Source organism: Streptosporangium sp. H16 (genome assembly GCF_051918855.1).
Taxonomy (GTDB): Bacteria; Actinomycetota; Actinomycetes; order Streptosporangiales; family Streptosporangiaceae; genus Streptosporangium.
This window is the reverse complement of the sequence record NZ_JBPXMD010000008.1, coordinates 323176-339710: the sequence shown is the minus strand read 5'-3', so window position 1 is coordinate 339710 and position 16535 is coordinate 323176. Positions and strand designations below refer to the sequence as shown.

The 16535-nt window shown below is 71.8% G+C and carries 15 protein-coding genes; 3 read left to right on the top strand and 12 right to left on the bottom strand.

The window, feature by feature from the left end; genetic code table 11:
* A partial coding sequence (locus ACTOQ2_RS16800; RefSeq protein ID WP_440100479.1) for a non-reducing end alpha-L-arabinofuranosidase family hydrolase occupies positions 1-171 on the top strand: 171 nt, incomplete at its 5' end.
* Positions 172-458: 287 nt separating this feature from the next.
* On the opposite strand, the gene ACTOQ2_RS16795 is transcribed toward ACTOQ2_RS16800, so the two are convergent.
* The 3 genes from ACTOQ2_RS16795 to ACTOQ2_RS16785 form a co-directional block, all read right to left on the bottom strand.
* Positions 459-1844, bottom strand: coding sequence for a hypothetical protein (locus ACTOQ2_RS16795; RefSeq protein WP_440100468.1), 1386 nt, complete (start codon positions 1842-1844; stop codon positions 459-461).
* A gap of 13 nt (positions 1845-1857) precedes the next feature.
* Entirely contained in the window at positions 1858-4251 is a 2394-nt protein-coding gene (locus ACTOQ2_RS16790) for a glycosyltransferase (protein ID WP_440100467.1), read from the bottom strand.
* A gap of 86 nt (positions 4252-4337) precedes the next feature.
* Positions 4338-5135 carry a WecB/TagA/CpsF family glycosyltransferase gene (locus tag ACTOQ2_RS16785; protein ID WP_440100466.1) on the bottom strand — a complete coding sequence of 266 codons (798 nt, stop codon included), beginning with the start codon at positions 5133-5135 and terminating at the stop codon, positions 4338-4340.
* A 168-nt stretch (positions 5136-5303) separates the two neighbouring features.
* Here ACTOQ2_RS16785 and ACTOQ2_RS16780 point away from each other — a divergent pair, with 168 nt between their 5' ends.
* Positions 5304-5852, top strand: coding sequence for a dTDP-4-dehydrorhamnose 3,5-epimerase family protein (locus tag ACTOQ2_RS16780; protein WP_440100465.1), 549 nt, complete (start codon positions 5304-5306; stop codon positions 5850-5852).
* Here ACTOQ2_RS16780 and ACTOQ2_RS16775 read toward each other — a convergent pair.
* The 5 genes from ACTOQ2_RS16775 to ACTOQ2_RS16755 all read right to left on the bottom strand — a co-directional run bounded on the left by ACTOQ2_RS16775 (position 5791) and on the right by ACTOQ2_RS16755 (position 11174).
* Positions 5791-7347: an O-antigen ligase family protein gene (locus tag ACTOQ2_RS16775; RefSeq protein ID WP_440100464.1), complete on the bottom strand. Its 1557-nt coding sequence runs from the start codon at positions 7345-7347 to the stop codon at positions 5791-5793. The genes ACTOQ2_RS16780 and ACTOQ2_RS16775 overlap by 62 nt on opposite strands.
* An 8-nt stretch (positions 7348-7355) precedes the next feature.
* Complete coding sequence (locus ACTOQ2_RS16770) at positions 7356-8066, bottom strand: hypothetical protein (RefSeq protein WP_440100463.1); 711 nt, start codon at positions 8064-8066, stop codon at positions 7356-7358.
* 45 nt (positions 8067-8111) lie between these two features.
* Entirely contained in the window at positions 8112-9164 is a 1053-nt protein-coding gene (locus tag ACTOQ2_RS16765; RefSeq protein ID WP_440100462.1) for a hypothetical protein, read from the bottom strand.
* A gap of 172 nt (positions 9165-9336) precedes the next feature.
* Positions 9337-10233 carry a hypothetical protein gene (locus ACTOQ2_RS16760; protein WP_440100461.1) on the bottom strand — a complete coding sequence of 299 codons (897 nt, stop codon included), beginning with the start codon at positions 10231-10233 and terminating at the stop codon, positions 9337-9339.
* A 47-nt stretch (positions 10234-10280) separates the two neighbouring features.
* Positions 10281-11174: a glycosyltransferase family 2 protein gene (locus tag ACTOQ2_RS16755; RefSeq protein ID WP_440100460.1), complete on the bottom strand. Its 894-nt coding sequence runs from the start codon at positions 11172-11174 to the stop codon at positions 10281-10283.
* Between the two features lie 24 nt (positions 11175-11198).
* Between ACTOQ2_RS16755 and ACTOQ2_RS16750 the strand changes: the two genes are divergently transcribed.
* The gene (locus ACTOQ2_RS16750) at positions 11199-11438 is read left to right on the top strand and encodes a hypothetical protein (RefSeq protein WP_440100459.1); all 240 of its coding nucleotides are present in this window, start codon (positions 11199-11201) and stop codon (positions 11436-11438) included.
* On the opposite strand, the gene ACTOQ2_RS16745 is transcribed toward ACTOQ2_RS16750, so the two are convergent.
* From ACTOQ2_RS16745 to ACTOQ2_RS16730, 4 genes are read right to left on the bottom strand one after another with little or no spacing between them, the layout of a single operon-like run.
* Entirely contained in the window at positions 11395-12999 is a 1605-nt protein-coding gene (locus ACTOQ2_RS16745) for a lipopolysaccharide biosynthesis protein (protein WP_440100458.1), read from the bottom strand. The genes ACTOQ2_RS16750 and ACTOQ2_RS16745 overlap by 44 nt on opposite strands.
* Positions 12996-14048, bottom strand: a complete 1053-nt coding sequence (locus tag ACTOQ2_RS16740; RefSeq protein ID WP_440100457.1) for a hypothetical protein — start codon at positions 14046-14048, stop codon at positions 12996-12998. The genes ACTOQ2_RS16745 and ACTOQ2_RS16740 overlap by 4 nt, the downstream gene beginning before the upstream one ends.
* Positions 14045-15502, bottom strand: a complete 1458-nt coding sequence (locus ACTOQ2_RS16735; RefSeq protein WP_440100456.1) for a DUF4910 domain-containing protein — start codon at positions 15500-15502, stop codon at positions 14045-14047. The genes ACTOQ2_RS16740 and ACTOQ2_RS16735 overlap by 4 nt, the downstream gene beginning before the upstream one ends.
* Positions 15492-16532, bottom strand: a complete 1041-nt coding sequence (locus ACTOQ2_RS16730; RefSeq protein WP_440068060.1) for an NAD-dependent epimerase/dehydratase family protein — start codon at positions 16530-16532, stop codon at positions 15492-15494. The genes ACTOQ2_RS16735 and ACTOQ2_RS16730 overlap by 11 nt, the downstream gene beginning before the upstream one ends.
* Positions 16533-16535 lie beyond the last annotated feature (3 nt).

Sequence of the window (16535 nt, the reverse complement as noted above, 5' to 3'; positions counted from 1 at the left end):
TGGACCAACGACATCAGCCACGGCGAACTGCTGCGCACCAGCGCCGACCAGACCATGACCGTCGACCCCTGCAACCTGCAGCTGCTCTACCAGGGCCGCAACCCCAACTCCGACGGTGTCGACTACGGCCTCCTGCCCTACCGGCCGGGCCTGCTGACACTGCAGCGCTGACCGGTGTGACACCGATCCGGCCCGAGCGTTCCTGACGTCCACCGCGAAGGCGTGTGCCGAACCGGGTGAGCGTGCGATCGGCAAGGGACGGAGTCGGAGCGGGCGGGCTCGGCGCACGGCCGAGCCCGCCCGTGTCACGCGGAGAGCCCAGATCATCCCGTCGTCCGAGCGGGGGAAAGGTCGCCTCGGCGATCGCGACGCGGTATGTCGCCGAGCGGGACACCTCAAGTGATCCGCGTCATCCACCGAAGGGATGCCTCCCGGCGGCCCGGCTCCGCGGCGGGACGTCAGGGAGTGATCCGGTAGATGTGGTGGGAGTACTCGGCGGCGAAGGAGTCGGTGAACCTGCCCTGAGCGTCGACGGGGACCGTCCGGTTCTCGAAGAGGACCTCGGCGCGCGCGGCCCGCATCCCGCGCGGCAGGGCGAACGTGCGCCTGCCGGGGGCCGTGCCGGCGGCGGGCATCGCGAAGACGTAGTACGAGCCCCGGTGGTGTTTCAGCATGGTGTCGAGGCCGGAGCCGAAGCGGTGCACGTACGACTGGGTGTTCAGCACCGGGGCCAGCTGCCCGATGCGCCGGTTGACCTCGGCCACCGCAGGCCTGACCTTCTTCCCGCACTCCTCGCGCAGGACGTGCTGGGAGTGGCACGGCCCGCCGAAGTTGTGGTTGAAGTAGATGATGCCCCGGGCCTCGTGGATCAGCGAGCTCATGACCGCGCCCGTCACCTGCTGCGGCTGGATGGCCCGGGTGTCGTTCTCGGCGGGCCAGCCGACCTCGACGAAACCGTAGATCGGCTGGCGGCGTCCGTCCAGCGCGTCCAGCTCGCGCTGGCGGTCGAGGACGGCGCCGTAGTTGGCGGCCCTGCGGCACCGGGAGGCCGGCAGGGACAGGAAGTTCTGCCCGTCCAGGCAGACGCTCGCGCTGGTGTACCAGTAAACGTCGGACGAGACGACGTCGGTGAAGCGGTTGACGAACGTGGCGGCGTCCGCGTCCCGCTCCCACATCATCACGCCCTTGCCGTAGTTGGCGTAGTGCAGCCTGCCGTCGCCCTTCGGGACCCTTTCCTTGCGGGTGCGCATCACGGTGAAACCGCACCCCTTGTCCTCGGGGACGCACAGGGGGCCCTCGCCGGGGTGGTTGCCGGTCCATCCGGCGTCTCCGGCCTTCGCCCACATGTCGGCCTCGTCGTTGAGCAGCCAGCCCACCGTCTCCTTGCCGTAGCCGGGCAGCGGGACGCTCGTCAGCGCCGACATGCCGTTCTTCCGCACCAGCATCATGTCGCTGGTCTCGGTCAGCTCCACGTAGGTGTTGATCCCGGCGGCCCGGTCCTTGTCCGCGTCGGACTGGGTGATCACCGACTCGAACCAGACGCCCACCGGGAAGAACGACGGGTTCGTCCAGCCCGCCGCCGCCGGCGCGGCGAACCGCCCGTAGTAGGCGGGGCCGCCCTCCCACGGCACCCGCGCGGCCGTCGCGGGAGGACCCGCGGCCGGCCACGCGCCGGCCGTCCCCGGGAGGGCGCCCGCCGACGCCCGGTCCCGGCTCTCGGGCGCGTCGATCCAGGAGAGCCCGAGCACCGCCACCGACACCGAGACGGCTCCGGCTCCGACCAGCATCGGCAACGACCGCCTGGTCCGGCGTCCCGTCGTCTGCCCCTGGTCCTCGGATCTCATGATCTCGTCCTCCTCATCGCGGGCCCGGTGACAGCTCGGCGAGCGCCATCAGCTGCGCGGCACGCGACGACCAGGAGGCACCGAGCACGGATCCCCGAATGGTCTCGGCGGGCTGCAGACCCCCGTCGCGCAACGTCTCACGAACAGCGTCCAGGAAAAGGTCACCGCCGGCGGCGATCCGCACGCGATCGGCATAGTTCGCGAGTTCCTGGAAATCGGTGCTGACCACCGGCAGGCCCAGCGCGAGATACTCCTTGAGCTTGATCGGATTCGAATGCCTGATCCACGGATTGTCCAGCCACGGCATGATCGCGACATCGAATCCCGATCCGTACGCGGGGATGTCCTCGTACGGCCTGAATCCGAGCCAGTGCACGTTCGGATGGCGGGTGAGCCGTTCCATCGGGACGGTCGCGTCGCCGATCAGGACCAGCGAGACGCCGGACAGCTCGACGGCGATCCGTTCGAGAAGGTCGAAGTCGACGAGATAGTCGTCCAGCGCGCCGAAGAAACCCACCCTCGGGCCGGGGATCGCGCGGAGGTCGGCGGGCTGCTCGCTCTCCGGACGGCGCCGGAAGTGGTCGGTGTCCACGCCGTGGTCGAGGAAGTGCGCGCGGTCTCCGGTCACGCCGCTCTCCTCGCCCATCAGCGCGGTGCTGACGTAGACCACGTGGTCGGAGCGTTCGAGCAGGCCGCGTTCCAGCGCCTCGATGGTCGGCCGGTCGGACTCGGGGAACGACGAGTGCCGGTCGGAGCGGTTGAACACCAGCGCCCGCCTGCGCATCGGCCGCACCACGTCCCACGCCGTGGGTATGGTGACCATGATCACGGGGTGGCGCAGTCCCAGTGCCCGCGAGACGGCCAGCACCTGGGCCCGGACCAGCAGCGCGTTCACCCGCCTGGCCAGTGGCGAGCCGTAGAAGGGCAGCGGCAGCGGGGACATCACGTAGAAGCCGGGCAGCTCCCGCAGCGGCCTCCTGACGAGCATCGCGACGCTGCGCAGCTTGCGCCCGACGCGCCGCAGCACCTGCGTGGACCTGCCCGGCATCGGCATGCGCATCCCGATGCTGTTGACCACGAGGACCTTCCTGTGCGCGGCGACCGAGCGCATGAGCTGGAAGTCCGAGTGCGCCCGGTTGTGATACCACCAGTCCTGCGCCGAGAAGCAGACGTAACCGGGAGAGACCTCCGCCCCCCGGGCCGGGGATGTCTCCGTGGTCTGGAAGGCGGAGGCCTCCGTGGTCTGGGACTGGGAGACCTTCGTGGTCTGGGGCTGGGAGACCTTCGTGGTCTGGGGCTGGGAGACCTTCGTGGTCTGGGCCGGGGAGATCCGGGAGACCTTCGTGGTCTGGGCCGGGGATGTTTTTTCCTCGCCGGGCAGAAGCGGCCACTCGCGCAGGGGGACCAGCTGGCGCAGGGCGGCCCGGTGCCGCCTCCCGCCCTCCCCGCCCCTGGCGACCGCGCGGACCAGCTCGTTGAGCCCGACGGCCAGCCGCATCAGCTGCCCGCGCGGGCGGCCGTACCGTTCCCGGTGCATCCGGACCCGGTTGGCCGACGACAGCGCCCACAGCCGGCTCGACGTGGACTGCTCACCACCGAGGTGAACGGCCACGGCACGGGGCTCGTACCGGACGGCGAACCCCGCCGCCCCCGCTCTGAGCATGTACTCGGTCTCCTCCGAGTACAGGAAGTAGCGTTCGTCGAGGGGGTCCAGGGCGTCCAGGCACGCGCGGGAGACCAGCCAGGCCGCACCGGCCACCCAGTCGGCCGCCTGCGGCCTGTCGTAGGCGGCCGGGTCCACGACCAGCTCGCCGAGTGCCGGGATCCGTCCGGCTCTGTGCCCGCCCAGCAGCGCCTCCCCGAGCGCCCTCGGCACGGTGGGGCGCCTGCGCAGGGAGAGGTGGAGCGTCCCCGTCTCGCCGGTGAGGCGGGGGGCGGCGATCCCGGTTCCCGGCAGGGCGAGCGCCTGCCGGAGCAGGAGCACGGAGCCGGGTGCGAGCCGGATGTCGGGATTCAGTATCAGCACGTCGCAGCCGTCCGCGGCGGCGATGCCCGCGTTCACCCCGGCGGCGAAGCCGGCGTTGCGCCCGGTCTGGATCACCTCGGCCTCGGGCGCGACCTCGCGTACCCGCTCGACGGTGTCGTCGGGCGAGGCGTTGTCCACCACGACGACCCGTGCCGGACCGGCACCGGCCAGTGCCGCGTCGAGCGAGCGAAGGCAGCCCTCGACCACCTTGCCGCTCGAATACGTGACGATCACTACGGCCAGCGGGAGCCGGTCTGGAACAGCCATGTCGGAGCCGTTTCTCGTGAGAGAGGACCGTGGCGGGAAGGCGGTCACGCCGAAGGACGGGGGATCGGCGGCCACCCGGGGCGCCTCGATCCCGGACGCGGGATCGGCGGTCATGTGAAGCGCCTCGGACCTGGACTCGGACTCTGACACGGGATCGGCGGTCACGCCGGGTGCCTCGGACTCGGACGCGGGATCGGCGGTCATGTGCGGCGCCTCGATGTCAGGCGGGTGCGCAGGGCGCCCGCGAGGAGGGCGACCGCGAACGGCGCGTCGTCGCGCAGGTAGCGGCGGGCCAGGCGGCGCGGTTCCAGGGCGAGCCGGTACAGCCACTCGGCGCCCACTCGCTGGACCGGCCCCGGGGCGCGGCTGAACCGCCCGGCCGCCATGGGGATCCCTGCTCCGCAGCCGAGGTACCAGGCGTCGGGCAGTTTCTCCCTGAGAGCCTCGATGACCCTTTCCTGCTTGGGGAAGCCCAGCCCGACGAGGACGAGGTCGGGTGCGGCGGCGGCCACCCCCTCGACCACCTCGCGGACCCCGTCCGGCGTGCTCTCGAACCCGAAGGGAGGCGAGCAGGTGCCTGCCACGCGCAGTCCCGGGCAACGTCCGGCGAGGACCCGCGCCGCGTCCTCCGGCACGCCGGGCTCCCCTCCGAGCAGGTAGACCGAACGGTTCTCGCGCGCGGCCCGTCCGGTCAGGGAGTGCACGAGCGCGGCACCGGTGATCCGGCAGGGAACCGCCGGCCCGGCGAGCCTCGACGCCCAGACCACCGGCATGCCGTCGGCGACCACGATCTCGGAGCGGGTGACGAGGTCCGCCAGGGCGGGGTCGCGCGTGGCGGCGCGGACGATGTCGACGTTCGCGGTGACGATCGCGCCGCCGCGCCCCCGTCGCCACTCGGCCGCCACGTGGTCGAGAAGCTCCGCCTCGCTGACCGCCATGACCTCGACGGCCCCGACCCGGACGCGCGCGAACCCCGCCCCGGACCTCTCCGGTGGCACCGTACGCACCACCGGCGGGGAGGGCCGGTCCGCGGGAGGGACGTCCTCCGGGGTACGCGGACCGGCGCCGTTTCCCGCTTCTCCATGGCCGGAAGGCTCCGTACGCCCGTCGGTACCGTTTCCCGCTTCTCCATGGCCGGGAGGTGCGGGAGTCGTGAAGATGGGCTCATGAGAGTCGAACGCGCCGAGATCGACGATGTCCTGCTCTTCGTCCCCACCCTGCACAGGGACGACCGCGGACTGTTCACCCGCACCTTCGACGCGGCGCTCGCCGCCGCCCACGGGCTGCGGCCCGAGGCGTTCGTCCAGGACAGCCAGTCGCGGTCCCGGCTGGGGACGATCAGGGCCCTGCACGGCCGGGGAGGACGGGGGGAGGCCAAGCTCGTCCGGTGCGCCCGCGGGGCCGTGCACGACGTGCTCGTCGACGCCCGGCCGGGCTCGCCGACCTTCGGCCGCCAGATGTCGGTGGTTCTGGACGATGAGACGTTCGTTCACCTCTACGTTCCTCCTGGCTTGTTGCACGGCTATCAGGCACTGACCGATCAGGCCGACGTCTGCTACCGGATCGACCGGGAGCACGACCCCGCCGAGGACCTCGCCGTCCGCTACGACGACCCCGATCTCGGCATCCGGTGGCCGCTGCCGGTCACCGCGATCAGCGAGCGGGATCTGGCCGCGGGCTCCTGGGCGGATCTGCGCGCCCGGCTGGTCGGGTGACCTTCCCAACGGCCTCGACGGCCTCGACGTCCTTCTCGCCGACCTCCTCATCGGTCTCCTTCCCGAACTCCCCGAGCTCCCGGGACTCCCCGGGCTCCCCGCCGGACCTCTCCGGCGGCCGGATGGCCTGAGCCCTCGGCTGCCGGGTGGCGCGCAGCAGCGAGCCGGCGGCTCCGATGATCAGGAATGACAGGCCCGTCACGGTCGCGAACGAGCGCAGGTCGAACGTGGCCGCCCCGACCAGGGGGACGACCAGGCACGCGGCCAGGGTCAGCCCCAGGTCCCGTACGGCGGGGTCGGAGCTGAGGCGGCGGACGCGCAACGCCGCCCAGATACCGGTCAGGAAGATCCCGGAGAAGGCGGCCAGGCCGATGACCCCGGTCTCCACCAGCGACAGGATGTACTGGTTGTCGAAGATCAGATGCTTGGGCGCGTACCAGGTGCCCAGCCCCCTGCCGACCCAGAAGTGGTTCCCGATCTCGGTGGCCGCCACCGCGTAGTCATGGGTCCTGTACTGGATGCTCGAATCGCTGGACAGGCTGGTGAACAGTCCGAGGAAGACGCTGATCAGACCAGGTACGGCCACCTTCATCGCCACCAGGAAACCCACGCCGCCGAGCGCCGCCCACAGCCTCCTGCGCGCGGGCCACCCGGCGACCAGCACCACGCCGACGACGGCGAGCCCGAGGACCGCCGACCGCGACACGGAGAACATCAGCCCGGTGCCGATCAGCGCGCAGCACACCCACCACCGCAGGGAGGGCTCCCCCCGGTCGCGGGCGCCGAACGCGTAGTGCAGCGCGAGAGGAGTGATCATCGCGCAGACGACGCCGAGCTCGATGGGATGTCCCGTGGTGGCCGCGACCCGGCGCAGGGTGTTCCGTTCGAGGATCGCCGGCAGATCCGAGGTGAACCGGAAACCGGGAAAGGTCAGATACTTCGTCAGGTCGAATTCGAGCACGAACTGGAGCGCCGCGATGACCCCGACTGCGGCGCCGGAGATCACGAGACACCTCAGAACGAAGTCCAGCCGCTCCCGGCCCCGGATACCGTCGCACGCCCCGAGACCGATGCCCACCGCCGCCACGACGAGGACGATGCTGTGGTCGGCCATGTCGAGCTCGTCGGGCGGGAGGTAGGCGGCGCTGGCGTACCCGTAGGTGGCCAGCATCGCCGCGGTGTACACGAACAGCGCGGTGCGTACGGGGTTGGAGCCCTTGGCCGCGCCGAGCGTGGTCGTGAGCTGCGCGCAGAACCACCACAGCGCGGCGAAGAGGCCGACCGCGTCGGCGGGCGTGAGCGAGAAAGGCAGGCCGCGGAAGACCAGCCGCGCCGGAGACAGCATCAGGACCACCGCGAACGCGGCGGCGAGGGTGGCCCCGTCGGCACTGCGGAGACCGGGGCGGTCCAGGGAGGCGACGGACACGGGGGCCGGATCCCCGGTGGGGACCTCGGCGCGGACCGTGCCGGAGACCGTGGGTGCCGTACGGGTCACGGGGATCCTCACCGCCGCAGGAGGGAGGGTTCGGCGGGCAGCCCGGGCGCCGGCACGGGCCTCCCGCGTCTCCGCTTCCGGGCGTCCAGGAAGCTCTCCAGGGAGAACACCGCGGCGAGGCTGGCGAGTATCCCGAGAAGCAGTGCGGCGGCGGCCCCGCGCGTCTTCCCCCCGCGCTGGGGTTGCGGCTCCGTCGGCGGCACCATCTCGTCCATCGTGATGTAGGTCGCCAGGGGCGCGTTGAGCTGCCTCTGGCGACCGGCCAGCTCGATCCTCGCGCGGTCCCTGACCCGCGTCACGATGTCCCGCGCCCCCTCCGGCGACCTGCTCGTGCCCTCGATGTACACGAACGGCCCGCCGTCCAGCGCCTCCGGATTGGTGCTGCCGTTGGTGGCCGTGAAGGTGGTGTCACCCTCGGGCCGCACGCCGAGCGACTCCGCCGTCTCCGGCGCGCTGATCACCTGAATGAGGATCGAGGCGGACATGCTCAGGCCCCAGTCGAAGTTCAGCAGGGGGTTGGTCAGCCCGTTGGGACGCTCGGGGTCGCTCGGCAGGCTTCCCCCGGTGGGCGGGATGGTCAGCACGAGCACCGCGTTCGAGACGTAGAGCGTGGGGATCGACGAGTAGACGCCCAGCGCGGCGCCGATGGACAGCAGGAACGCCGGCAGGGCGACGTACCAGCGCCGTAACACGATGAGTACGGTCCCCCAGAAGTCCACGCGTTTCCTCTCGTCTGCCTGTCGCGGTCGCCTGCTCGTCGCCGTCTACTTGTCGTCGTCCACTTGTCGTCCTCGTCCAGGCGTCGCCGAGGGCGCCGGGGACATCGCCTCCACCGGGTACACAGTGATCGGCGGCTCGGCGGCGCCCCTGCCGTCACGGCCTCCACGCCCCCTGCCGCCCGCGCGGCTCTTACCGCCCCCGCCGCCCTTACCGTCCTTGCCGGTCACCGGCTCCCCGCCTTCCTCGCCTTCCTCGTGCTCCCGGCCCTTTTCCGGAAGGTCATCGGGATGCGCCTCGTCGGAACGGCCTGCCAGGGGCGGGGCCGCGTCCGTGGCCCTGTCCGTGGTCGTGTCCGTGTCCGTGTCCGTGTCCGTGGTTGTGACCCTGTCCGTGGCCGTGGTCGTGGCCGTGTCCGGCCGGGGCTCGCCGGGCCGCCCGCCACCGGACCTCCGCCGGAACACCCTCCGGCGCTCCACGGCGTACACCGCGCCGAGGCCGAGCAGGACGACGGCGAACGCCGCCCCGCCCGCGGCCTGCCACGTGCCGCTCCGGTTCATCGCGGGGTAGCCGGCGGGCACCACCTCGACGAACCCGATGAAGGTGGAGCGAGGGGCGCCGAGCACCTCCTGTCTGCGGACCAGCTCGGTCCTGAGGCGGAACTGGGTCCTGGCCATGACGGCACGGGTGACCTCGGCGGAGTCGCTCTCCACCTCCACGTACACGAACGGGCCGTTCATGAGGATGCCCAGCATGCTGGGGTTGGTGCGCCCGTCGTTGATCGTGACCTCGATGGGACCGTCCTTCACGATGCCCAGTTCCGTCGCGACCGCCTCGGTGTTCATGGACAGGATGAGAATGCCGGCCGTGGTCCTGAGACCGTCGCTGAACTGCAGCAACGGGTTGGTCCGCCCCGGCTTCTTGGCCGGGTCCGTCGTCCCTCCCGCAGGGGGCGTGGTCAGCACCATGGAGGCGCTCGACACGTAACGCGGGGGCACCAGGGAGAAGACGACCACGGCGGCGAGGAGCGTCAGGCCGAACAGCGGAAACCCGACCCGCTTCCTTCTGGCGAGGTCGAGGATGGTCTTCCAGAACTCCACTACGTCGTCCCCGCTCCCCCGAGCGCGCCAGACGCCCAGGACACGATGCGTATTGGTCGCAGCACACGAACTCCTTGTCACTACGGACGTCACCGCAGGCGTCACCACGGACGTCACGGCCTCACAGCGTCACGGCCTCACCGCGGTGTGGCGGTGGCCGGGTGTCCGCCGCTCACCCGGCCCTGGTCAGGGCCTCCGCCTCGTACTCCAGCGCCAGCTCCTCCGGCATCGGGTCGAGGTCGGAGGAGCGGACGAAGTCACGCAGGGTGGTACCGGTGCACTCCGCGTCCACGTTGCGAGCGCCGCGACGGGTGCGCACGTCGTCGATGTGGACCGTGCGGAAGTCGATGCTGAAGCGGGTCCTGCCCGAGGTGTTGGGCACCGTGGAGTGCAGCTGGGCGCCGGAGAACACCATGACGCCCCCCGGCTCCGGCACCACCCGCACCTGCGGGTCGAGTACGACGGTCTCCTCGGGGCGGGGCTGGTCCCTGGTGTCGCCGCGCACGTGCTGGGCGGCGGTGAGCCGGCTGGTCCTGTTCCACTCCGCGTAGTCGTAGCGGGCGCTGCCGTTGCGCACCGGGCTGCCGAAGTACTGGGGATGGAAGGCCATCACGTTCTCCGGGACCACCTCGTAGACGGGGATCCACCAGTTGAGCTGGTTGAACGGGGCCGAGTACCAGCAGTCGCGGTGCGGGTGGAAGGCGTAGGAGATGCCTGAGGTGAGGTAGTCGTGGGAGGTGGAGGTGCGCAGCCGGGGCACGTCGAAGTAGGTGCGGTCCAGGTCGCAGCCCAGCTCCGCGAGCACCGCGGGCAGCAGTTCCTTGCACCGGGGGTGATGGATGAACCGGGGCTTGAGCCGGGCGAGCAGGTCGGCGAACTTCTCGACCGGCATGTCGAACTGGGCGGTCTCCGGGTCGCGCTCGCCGAACGCCTCGGCGATCAGCTCCCTGGCGAAGGCGGCCAGCTGGGCGGAGGCGGGCGTCGCCGAGTAGACGAAGACCTGCCCCTGGTAGAGCTGCTCCCTGCGCGTGTCGTCGTTCACCGCGCTGTTGGAGAAGACGGTCGTCACGGGGTTCTCCTTTCTGAAATCACTGGTGGGGAGTCGGAGGACATCTCTCACCGCCCACCGGGGACGAGCCCCGAGGCGATGAGCGCGAGCCTGCGGCCCCGGCGGGCCGCGGTGAGCCGCTGGCGGCGCGCGTACATGGCGAGGACGGCCGCGCGGGCACGGCGACGCTGGTCGGCGGTGAGATCGGCCTCCCGCAGCCAGCGGAACAGCTCCCCGCACTGCAGGACGCTGGAGCAGCGGGCCCGCCAGGGCGGCACGTCGAGGCGGCGGGCGATCGCCGACAGGGTGTCGTGCTTCCAGTTGCGGTGGGCGAGGACCTCGGGGACGTGCCCCCACGGTCCGGCCAGCGCGAGCTTCGCCGCGAACACCTCGTCCTCGCGCAGCATGTTGCGCCGCGGAATCCTCGCCAGGGGGTCGCGCCGCAGCGTGCCGTACAGCGGGTCGATGAGCAGGTGGCTCTCGTTGAGCAGCCGCAGCATCTCGGCGAACCGCTCGACCGGGTCGTCCGAGGCCAGGCCGGAGCGGTCGAGGGGAGCGGTGGTGACGGTCCCGTCGGGTCCGGTGTAGGCGACCTGCGTGGTGACCAGGACGAGCCGGTCGTCCTCCGCGAACGCCTGGAGGGACCGGGAGACGCACGCGGGCTCCAGCCGGTCGTCGTCGCCGACCCAGCGGAAGAACGTGCCCGCGACCAGTTCGGTGGTACGGACGAAGTTGTCGAACAGGCCCACGTTCTCCGGGTGCCTGCGGTAGACGATCCGGCGGTCGGTCGCGGCCAGGTCGCGGCAGATCTCCTCGGTGCCGTCCGTGGACGCGTTGTCGGAGATCACCAGCTGGAGGCGCTCGTGGTCCTGGCCGAGCACCGAGCGGATCGCGCCCTCGATCCGCCCGGCCCCGTTGCGCACGGGAAGCACGATGGACACCAGCGTGTCGGAGTTCTCCATCCGGTCTCTCCTCTCCTGAATCTCGTGGATCTCCTGAATCTCGTGGATCTCCTGAATCTCCTGAATCTCGTGGATCTCCTGAATCTCGTGGAACTCGTGGAACTCGTGGAACTCGTGGAACTCGTGGATCTCGTAGGTCTCGCGGAGCTTGCGGGTCTGGCGGGTCTGGCGGATCTGGCGGATCTGGCGGATCTGGCGGAGCTGGCGGAGCTTGTGGCGGTCAGCGGGCGCGGGCGGGGACCACCCGCGCGCCGAGCTGTCTGAGCCGCGCCGCGGGTACGGCGATCAGGAGGTACGCGAGCAGTCCCCCGCCACCGGCCACGCAGAGCTGGACGAGCGCGGAGCCCGCGGTCGCCCCGCCGGTCCCCTGACCCGTCAGGCCGCTCGTCAGGCCGGCGAGCGTGACCGTGACGACCGTCGCGACCGCGGCCCCCAGGAGCGGGCGGACGAGGGCGGGCAGGACGGGTGCCAGGCGCACGCCCGCGCGGCTCAGCACCAGGGCCGCCATCGGCAGGGCGACCAGGACACCGGCCAGCGCGTGCCCGATCGCCGCGCCGCGGATGCCGTACCAGTGCGTGCCCGCCCACAGCGCGGGCACCAGCGCCACGGCCCAGCCGAGGTTCATCCACACGGTGGCCCTGGTGGCGCCCGCCGAGGTGAGGATGTCGAAGGCGAGGGAGGTGAGCATCCGCACGACCATCAGGACCGCCAGCAGCGCCAGGACCCCGGCGGCCGGGGCCCACTTCTCGCCGTAGAGGAACGCCACGATCGCCGGGGCCAGCGTGGCCGTCACCACGGCGACCGGCAGGACGAACGCGACCAGCAACGGCACCGAGCGCTGCACCCCCAGCGACAGCGCCTGGGACCGCTGCTCGGCCAGCCGCGAGAAACTGGGCACGGTGACGTACCGCAGGGCGGTGCCGATCACGCTGGGCACCCAGCTGGAGACGTTGAACGCCAGCAGGTAGAAGCCGAGGGCGACAGGGCCGAGCACGGCGCCGACGATGACGTAGTCGGCGTTCATCAACACCGCCTCGATGCCGAGCCCCAGGGCCAGCGGCGCCCCGAACCGCAGGAGCCTGACCGCCACCTCCCGGTCGAAGCCGAGGCGGAACGGCAGCCCGGCCCAGGCGAACACCAGCGCGCCGGTGACCGTGTTGGCCGCCACCTGCCCGACGGCGAAGCTGTAGGCGCCTGCGCCGTTCGCGGCGAGCGTGACGGCCACCCCCGCGTTGACCAGCGAACCCGCGATGTTGGCCTTGGTCAGCCTGTCGTGCCCGAACCCGCGCATCAGCGAGCCCGCCCGCACGGCGGTGACGCCGTCGATGAGGATGACCGCGGTGAGCAGCCGGACCACCGGGGTGGCCTCCGCGCTGCCCGCCAGCTCCGCGAAGTACGGGGCCACCACCCAGAAGATCCCGTACATCCCGGTGCTGAACGCCACGGCCATGACCGTCGCCGTCGGCGCCATGTCCTCGACCCTGCCCCGCCACTGCACGGTGGCGGCGATGATGCCGACGTCGTTGACGTGCATGACGAAGGTGGTCGCGGCGAGCGCGATGGCGTAGAGGCCGAAGTCCTCCGGCACGAGCAGCCGGGCGAGCACCAGTCCCATGACGAAGGTGGTTGCCTTCGTCCCCAGGTTGCCCAGGAGACTCCAGCGCAGCCCGCGACCGGCCTTCCTGCCGATCGTCCCGACCTGCTCACCGGCCGTGCCGGCGCCGCCGGTGTCATCGACTCCACCGGCGCCACCGGTCCCGCCGGCCGGGTCGACCTCAGTGGCCGTACCGGTCTCGCCGCCCGTCTCGGGGGACGGCCCGCTCACCTGGGCTCCTCGACGCGTTCGAGCCAGATCTCCCGCCAGAACGGGACGAACTCGCGCGGGCAGCTGACGTTGTACGCGCCCGCGCAGACGACGCCCTCCAGGACGATGCAGGGGTTCTTCATCCGCAGCATCCGGCCGGTCTTCTCGTCCAGGCACCTCTCGACGCGGGCGCTCACCCGCGCCACGTGGCCGCAGTAGCGCGACATCTCCTCCTCGAACCCCATGCCGCGGTTGAGCAGGCCGTCGTTGAGCGTCTTGAGGATCTCCTCCTTGGACTTGACCCTGACGAGCTCTCCCGGCCGCAGGTCCAGGGTGAGCGTCGGAGTGGTGGGCCCGGCCTCGCCCCTGACGAACCCCCAGCGCAGCCCGCCCCTGATCCACAGCCACCTGGGCAGGACGCGCCTGCTCGCCTGCTGGAAGCGGTTGAACAGCCCGACGAGGAACGAGCGCAGCATCCAGGTCACGCCCACGTTCCCGGTGCGCACGTCGGCGACGTACTGCCCGACGTCCTTGAACGGCAGGCAGGTGGGCGCGGCGCGCAGCAGCTCGGTCGCCTGGCAGGAGAAGCGTTCCTCCCCGTCGGGGCCCGGCTCCTTCCTGGTGGCGGCCTGCAGGATCGGCAGCAGGGGCCTGCCCGCGGCCAGACCGTTCTCCGCGGGAGGAGCGGGGGGAGCGGTGGGAGAGGCCGGGTCCACCCGCTTGAGCCAGGACTCCTTCCAGTAGAACTGGCAGGCCGTCTGGCAGCCGCCGTGCGCCTGCCCGTCGCAGCGGGCCCCGGTCAGGTGGACGGCGCGCTCCATCCGCCGCATGCCGCTGCTGCTGATCGTGTCGCAGAGCTTGTGCGCCACCTTGTGCACCGTGAGCCGCCGCCCGCAGAAGGCCAGCATCTCCGGCATGAAGGGCAGCTCGTCCAGCTCCCCCCTCTCGTCCAGCGTGGCCATGATCTCGGCCTCACCGAGCACCTCCACCGTCTCGCCGACCCGGAGGTTGAGCGCCCCGCCCGCCCTGGAGCCCGCCCGGGAGCCCGTCACGACCTGGAACCGCGTCACAGCGAACACTCCTTGAGAAGTCCCGAACCGCGAAGGGCCCGTGCCGCCTCCGCCACGGCACCGAAGGGAAGATCGGACCGTTCGGCGATGTCCAGGAGGCTGTGCCTCCCGTCGGAGAGGTTCAGCACCCACAACATCGCCATCTGGGCCTCCCTCGTGTCGCTGCGCCCGCCCAGCGACCCGTACAGGCCCCGCCTGCCCAGCCGCGGTTCCCCGTACGGGCTGAGGTTGAGGTAGGCGCGGTTGTCCTCCAGCACCCGGGTGACCTCCCAGCAGGTCTCCAGGGTGTCGGCCATCGCCTCGGGGGAGACGAAGTCCGGGTCGTCGGCGGAGGTGTGATACTCCGGGTAGCCCGCGTACGGGGTCCTGGTGAGCGAGCCGACGGGCAGGTCGAAGCCGGGCGAGCAGAACTGACGCTCGTCGTAGCCGTACGGGGAGAAGTCCACGACCGTGTGGGGGCGCCCCGAGCTCCGCAGGACGTGCCGCACCGCCCTGTCGATCTCGGCGTCGCCCCGCCTGCTGCGTTTGTACGTCAGCGGGCCGCGGTCCCCCGCGCAGGCCAGCACCAGGCCGTGCCTGATCCGCCCGGCGCGCTCCCGGTTGCGGGCCAGCCAGGTGATCGCGCCGATGGTGCCCGGCGCGAACAGGAAGCGGTAGGTGTACCACGGGTCGGCCCCGGCCAGCCGCCGCGCGAGCCGGACCGCCACCGCGACGCCCGCCAGGTTGTCGTTGGCCAGCGAGGGGTGGCACACGTGGCAGGAGACGAGCACCTCCTCGGCGACCCTGCCGGGCACCACGTGCTCGCCGTAGGTCAGGTGCCCGTCGGCGAGCGTCGAGTCGATCATGACCTCGTACGGCCCGTCCCGGAGGCCCTCCAGGGTGTCGTGGGCCAGGCAGAAGCCCCACGTCTCCGCGTAGTAGCTCGTGCGGTACGGGACCAGGTCGGGCTGCTCGGGGAGCGTGTGCAGGTGCCCGCGCAGCTCGTCCAGGGTCATGGTGGCCGACACCGGGACGCTGTAGCCGACCACGTGCAGGTTCGACGCGGCGAAGTCGACGACCCTGGCCCCCGAGGCGTCCTTGATGTACGCGTCGCGGATGTTCCACTCCCTGGGGACCGTCCAGTCGAGGACCTGGGTGCCCGTCGGCACCTCGCGGACCTGCAGGCGGAGGGACTCCCCGACGATCTCCAGGGTGCGGCGCACGCCGTTGCCGGTGATGCTCCTGCAGAGCGGGTAGAGCCGCTCCACGAGGTCCCGCATCTCGCGCGCCTCGTCACCGCTTCCCGTTCCCAATGCCTCGTCACCGCTCCCCGTTCCCAATGCCTCGCCACCGTCTCCCGGCCCCGGTGCCTCGCCGCCGCTCCCCGCCTCTGACGCCTCGCCGCCGTTCACCGCGCCCGGCGCCTCGTCACCGTTCACCGCCTCCGGCGCCTCGCCGCCGGGGTCACCCGTCACCGCGCACCGCCCCGCGCGGCCGCAGCGCCCCGTCGACGGTTCCGGCCTCGCGACGGGCCGACAGCCACGCCAGCCTGGTGAAGTGGCGCCGGAAGCCGTCCTCGGTCAGGCCGAACCGCCCGTACGCCTCGGCCAGCTCGACCGCGCCCGCCTTCACCGTCCACAGCGCCCGGTAGCCGGGGAGCGCGTCCCGGATCCGGGAGAAGTCGACCCGGTAGGAGCGCGGGTCGGCCCCGGTCTCCCCGGTGATCACGACTCGGGAGCCGGGCACCGCCTCGGCGACCTCGGCGGCGATCTCCGCCACCGTCACGTTGTTCTCCTCGGTGCCGACGTTGAAGGCCCTGGCGTGGACGGCGTCGCGCGGGGCGGCCAGCGCCATGGCGAAGGCGTTCGCGATGTCGGCGGCGTGCACCAGCGGGCGCCACGGGGTGCCGTCGGACAGCACCCTGACCTCGCCGGACAGGAGCGCGTGGCCGACGAGGTTGTTCAGCACGATGTCCGCGCGCAGCCTGGGCGAGAACCCGAACGCGGTGGCGTTGCGCAGGAACACCGGGCTGAAGTCGTCGTCGGCCAGCTTGAGCAGGTCGTTCTCCACCCGGACCTTGGAGTCGGCGTACGGGGTGACCGGGCGCAGCGGCGCGTCCTCGTCGACCAGGTCCGAGCCGGAGGCGCCGTAGACCGAGCAGGTGGAGGCGTACAGGAACCGGCGCACGCCCGCGTCACGGGCCAGCCGGGCCAACCGCACCGAGGCGCGGTGGTTGATGTCGTAGGTCAGCTCGGGCGCCAGCGCGCCCAGCGGGTCGTTGGACAGGGCGGCGAGGTGCACCACCGCGTCCACCCCCGCCAGGACCTCGGGCGTGACGTCCCGCAGGTCGACGGCGTGTCCGGGCGGGTCGTCGGGCGCGGGGCCCAGGACGCGTCCGGCGAAGAGCCCGGAGTCGAGCCCGGTCACCTCGTGGCCCGCGGCGGCGAGCACCGGGGCCATCACACTCCCCAGGTAGCCCTGGTGCCCGGTCAGCAGCACGCGCATCCG

Excerpts from the sequence above, each read along its gene's own strand:
- ACTOQ2_RS16790 (WP_440100467.1), bottom strand. The coding sequence starts at position 4,251 with ATGACCGCCGATCCCGCGTCCGGGATCGAGGCGCCCCGGGTGGCCGCC.
- ACTOQ2_RS16730 (WP_440068060.1), bottom strand. The coding sequence starts at position 16,532 with ATGCGCGTGCTGCTGACCGGGCACCAGGGCTACCTGGGGAGTGTGATG.
- ACTOQ2_RS16755 (WP_440100460.1), bottom strand. The coding sequence starts at position 11,174 with ATGGAGAACTCCGACACGCTGGTGTCCATCGTGCTTCCCGTGCGCAAC.
- ACTOQ2_RS16780 (WP_440100465.1), top strand. The coding sequence starts at position 5,304 with ATGAGAGTCGAACGCGCCGAGATCGACGATGTCCTGCTCTTCGTCCCC.
- ACTOQ2_RS16795 (WP_440100468.1), bottom strand. The coding sequence starts at position 1,844 with ATGAGATCCGAGGACCAGGGGCAGACGACGGGACGCCGGACCAGGCGG.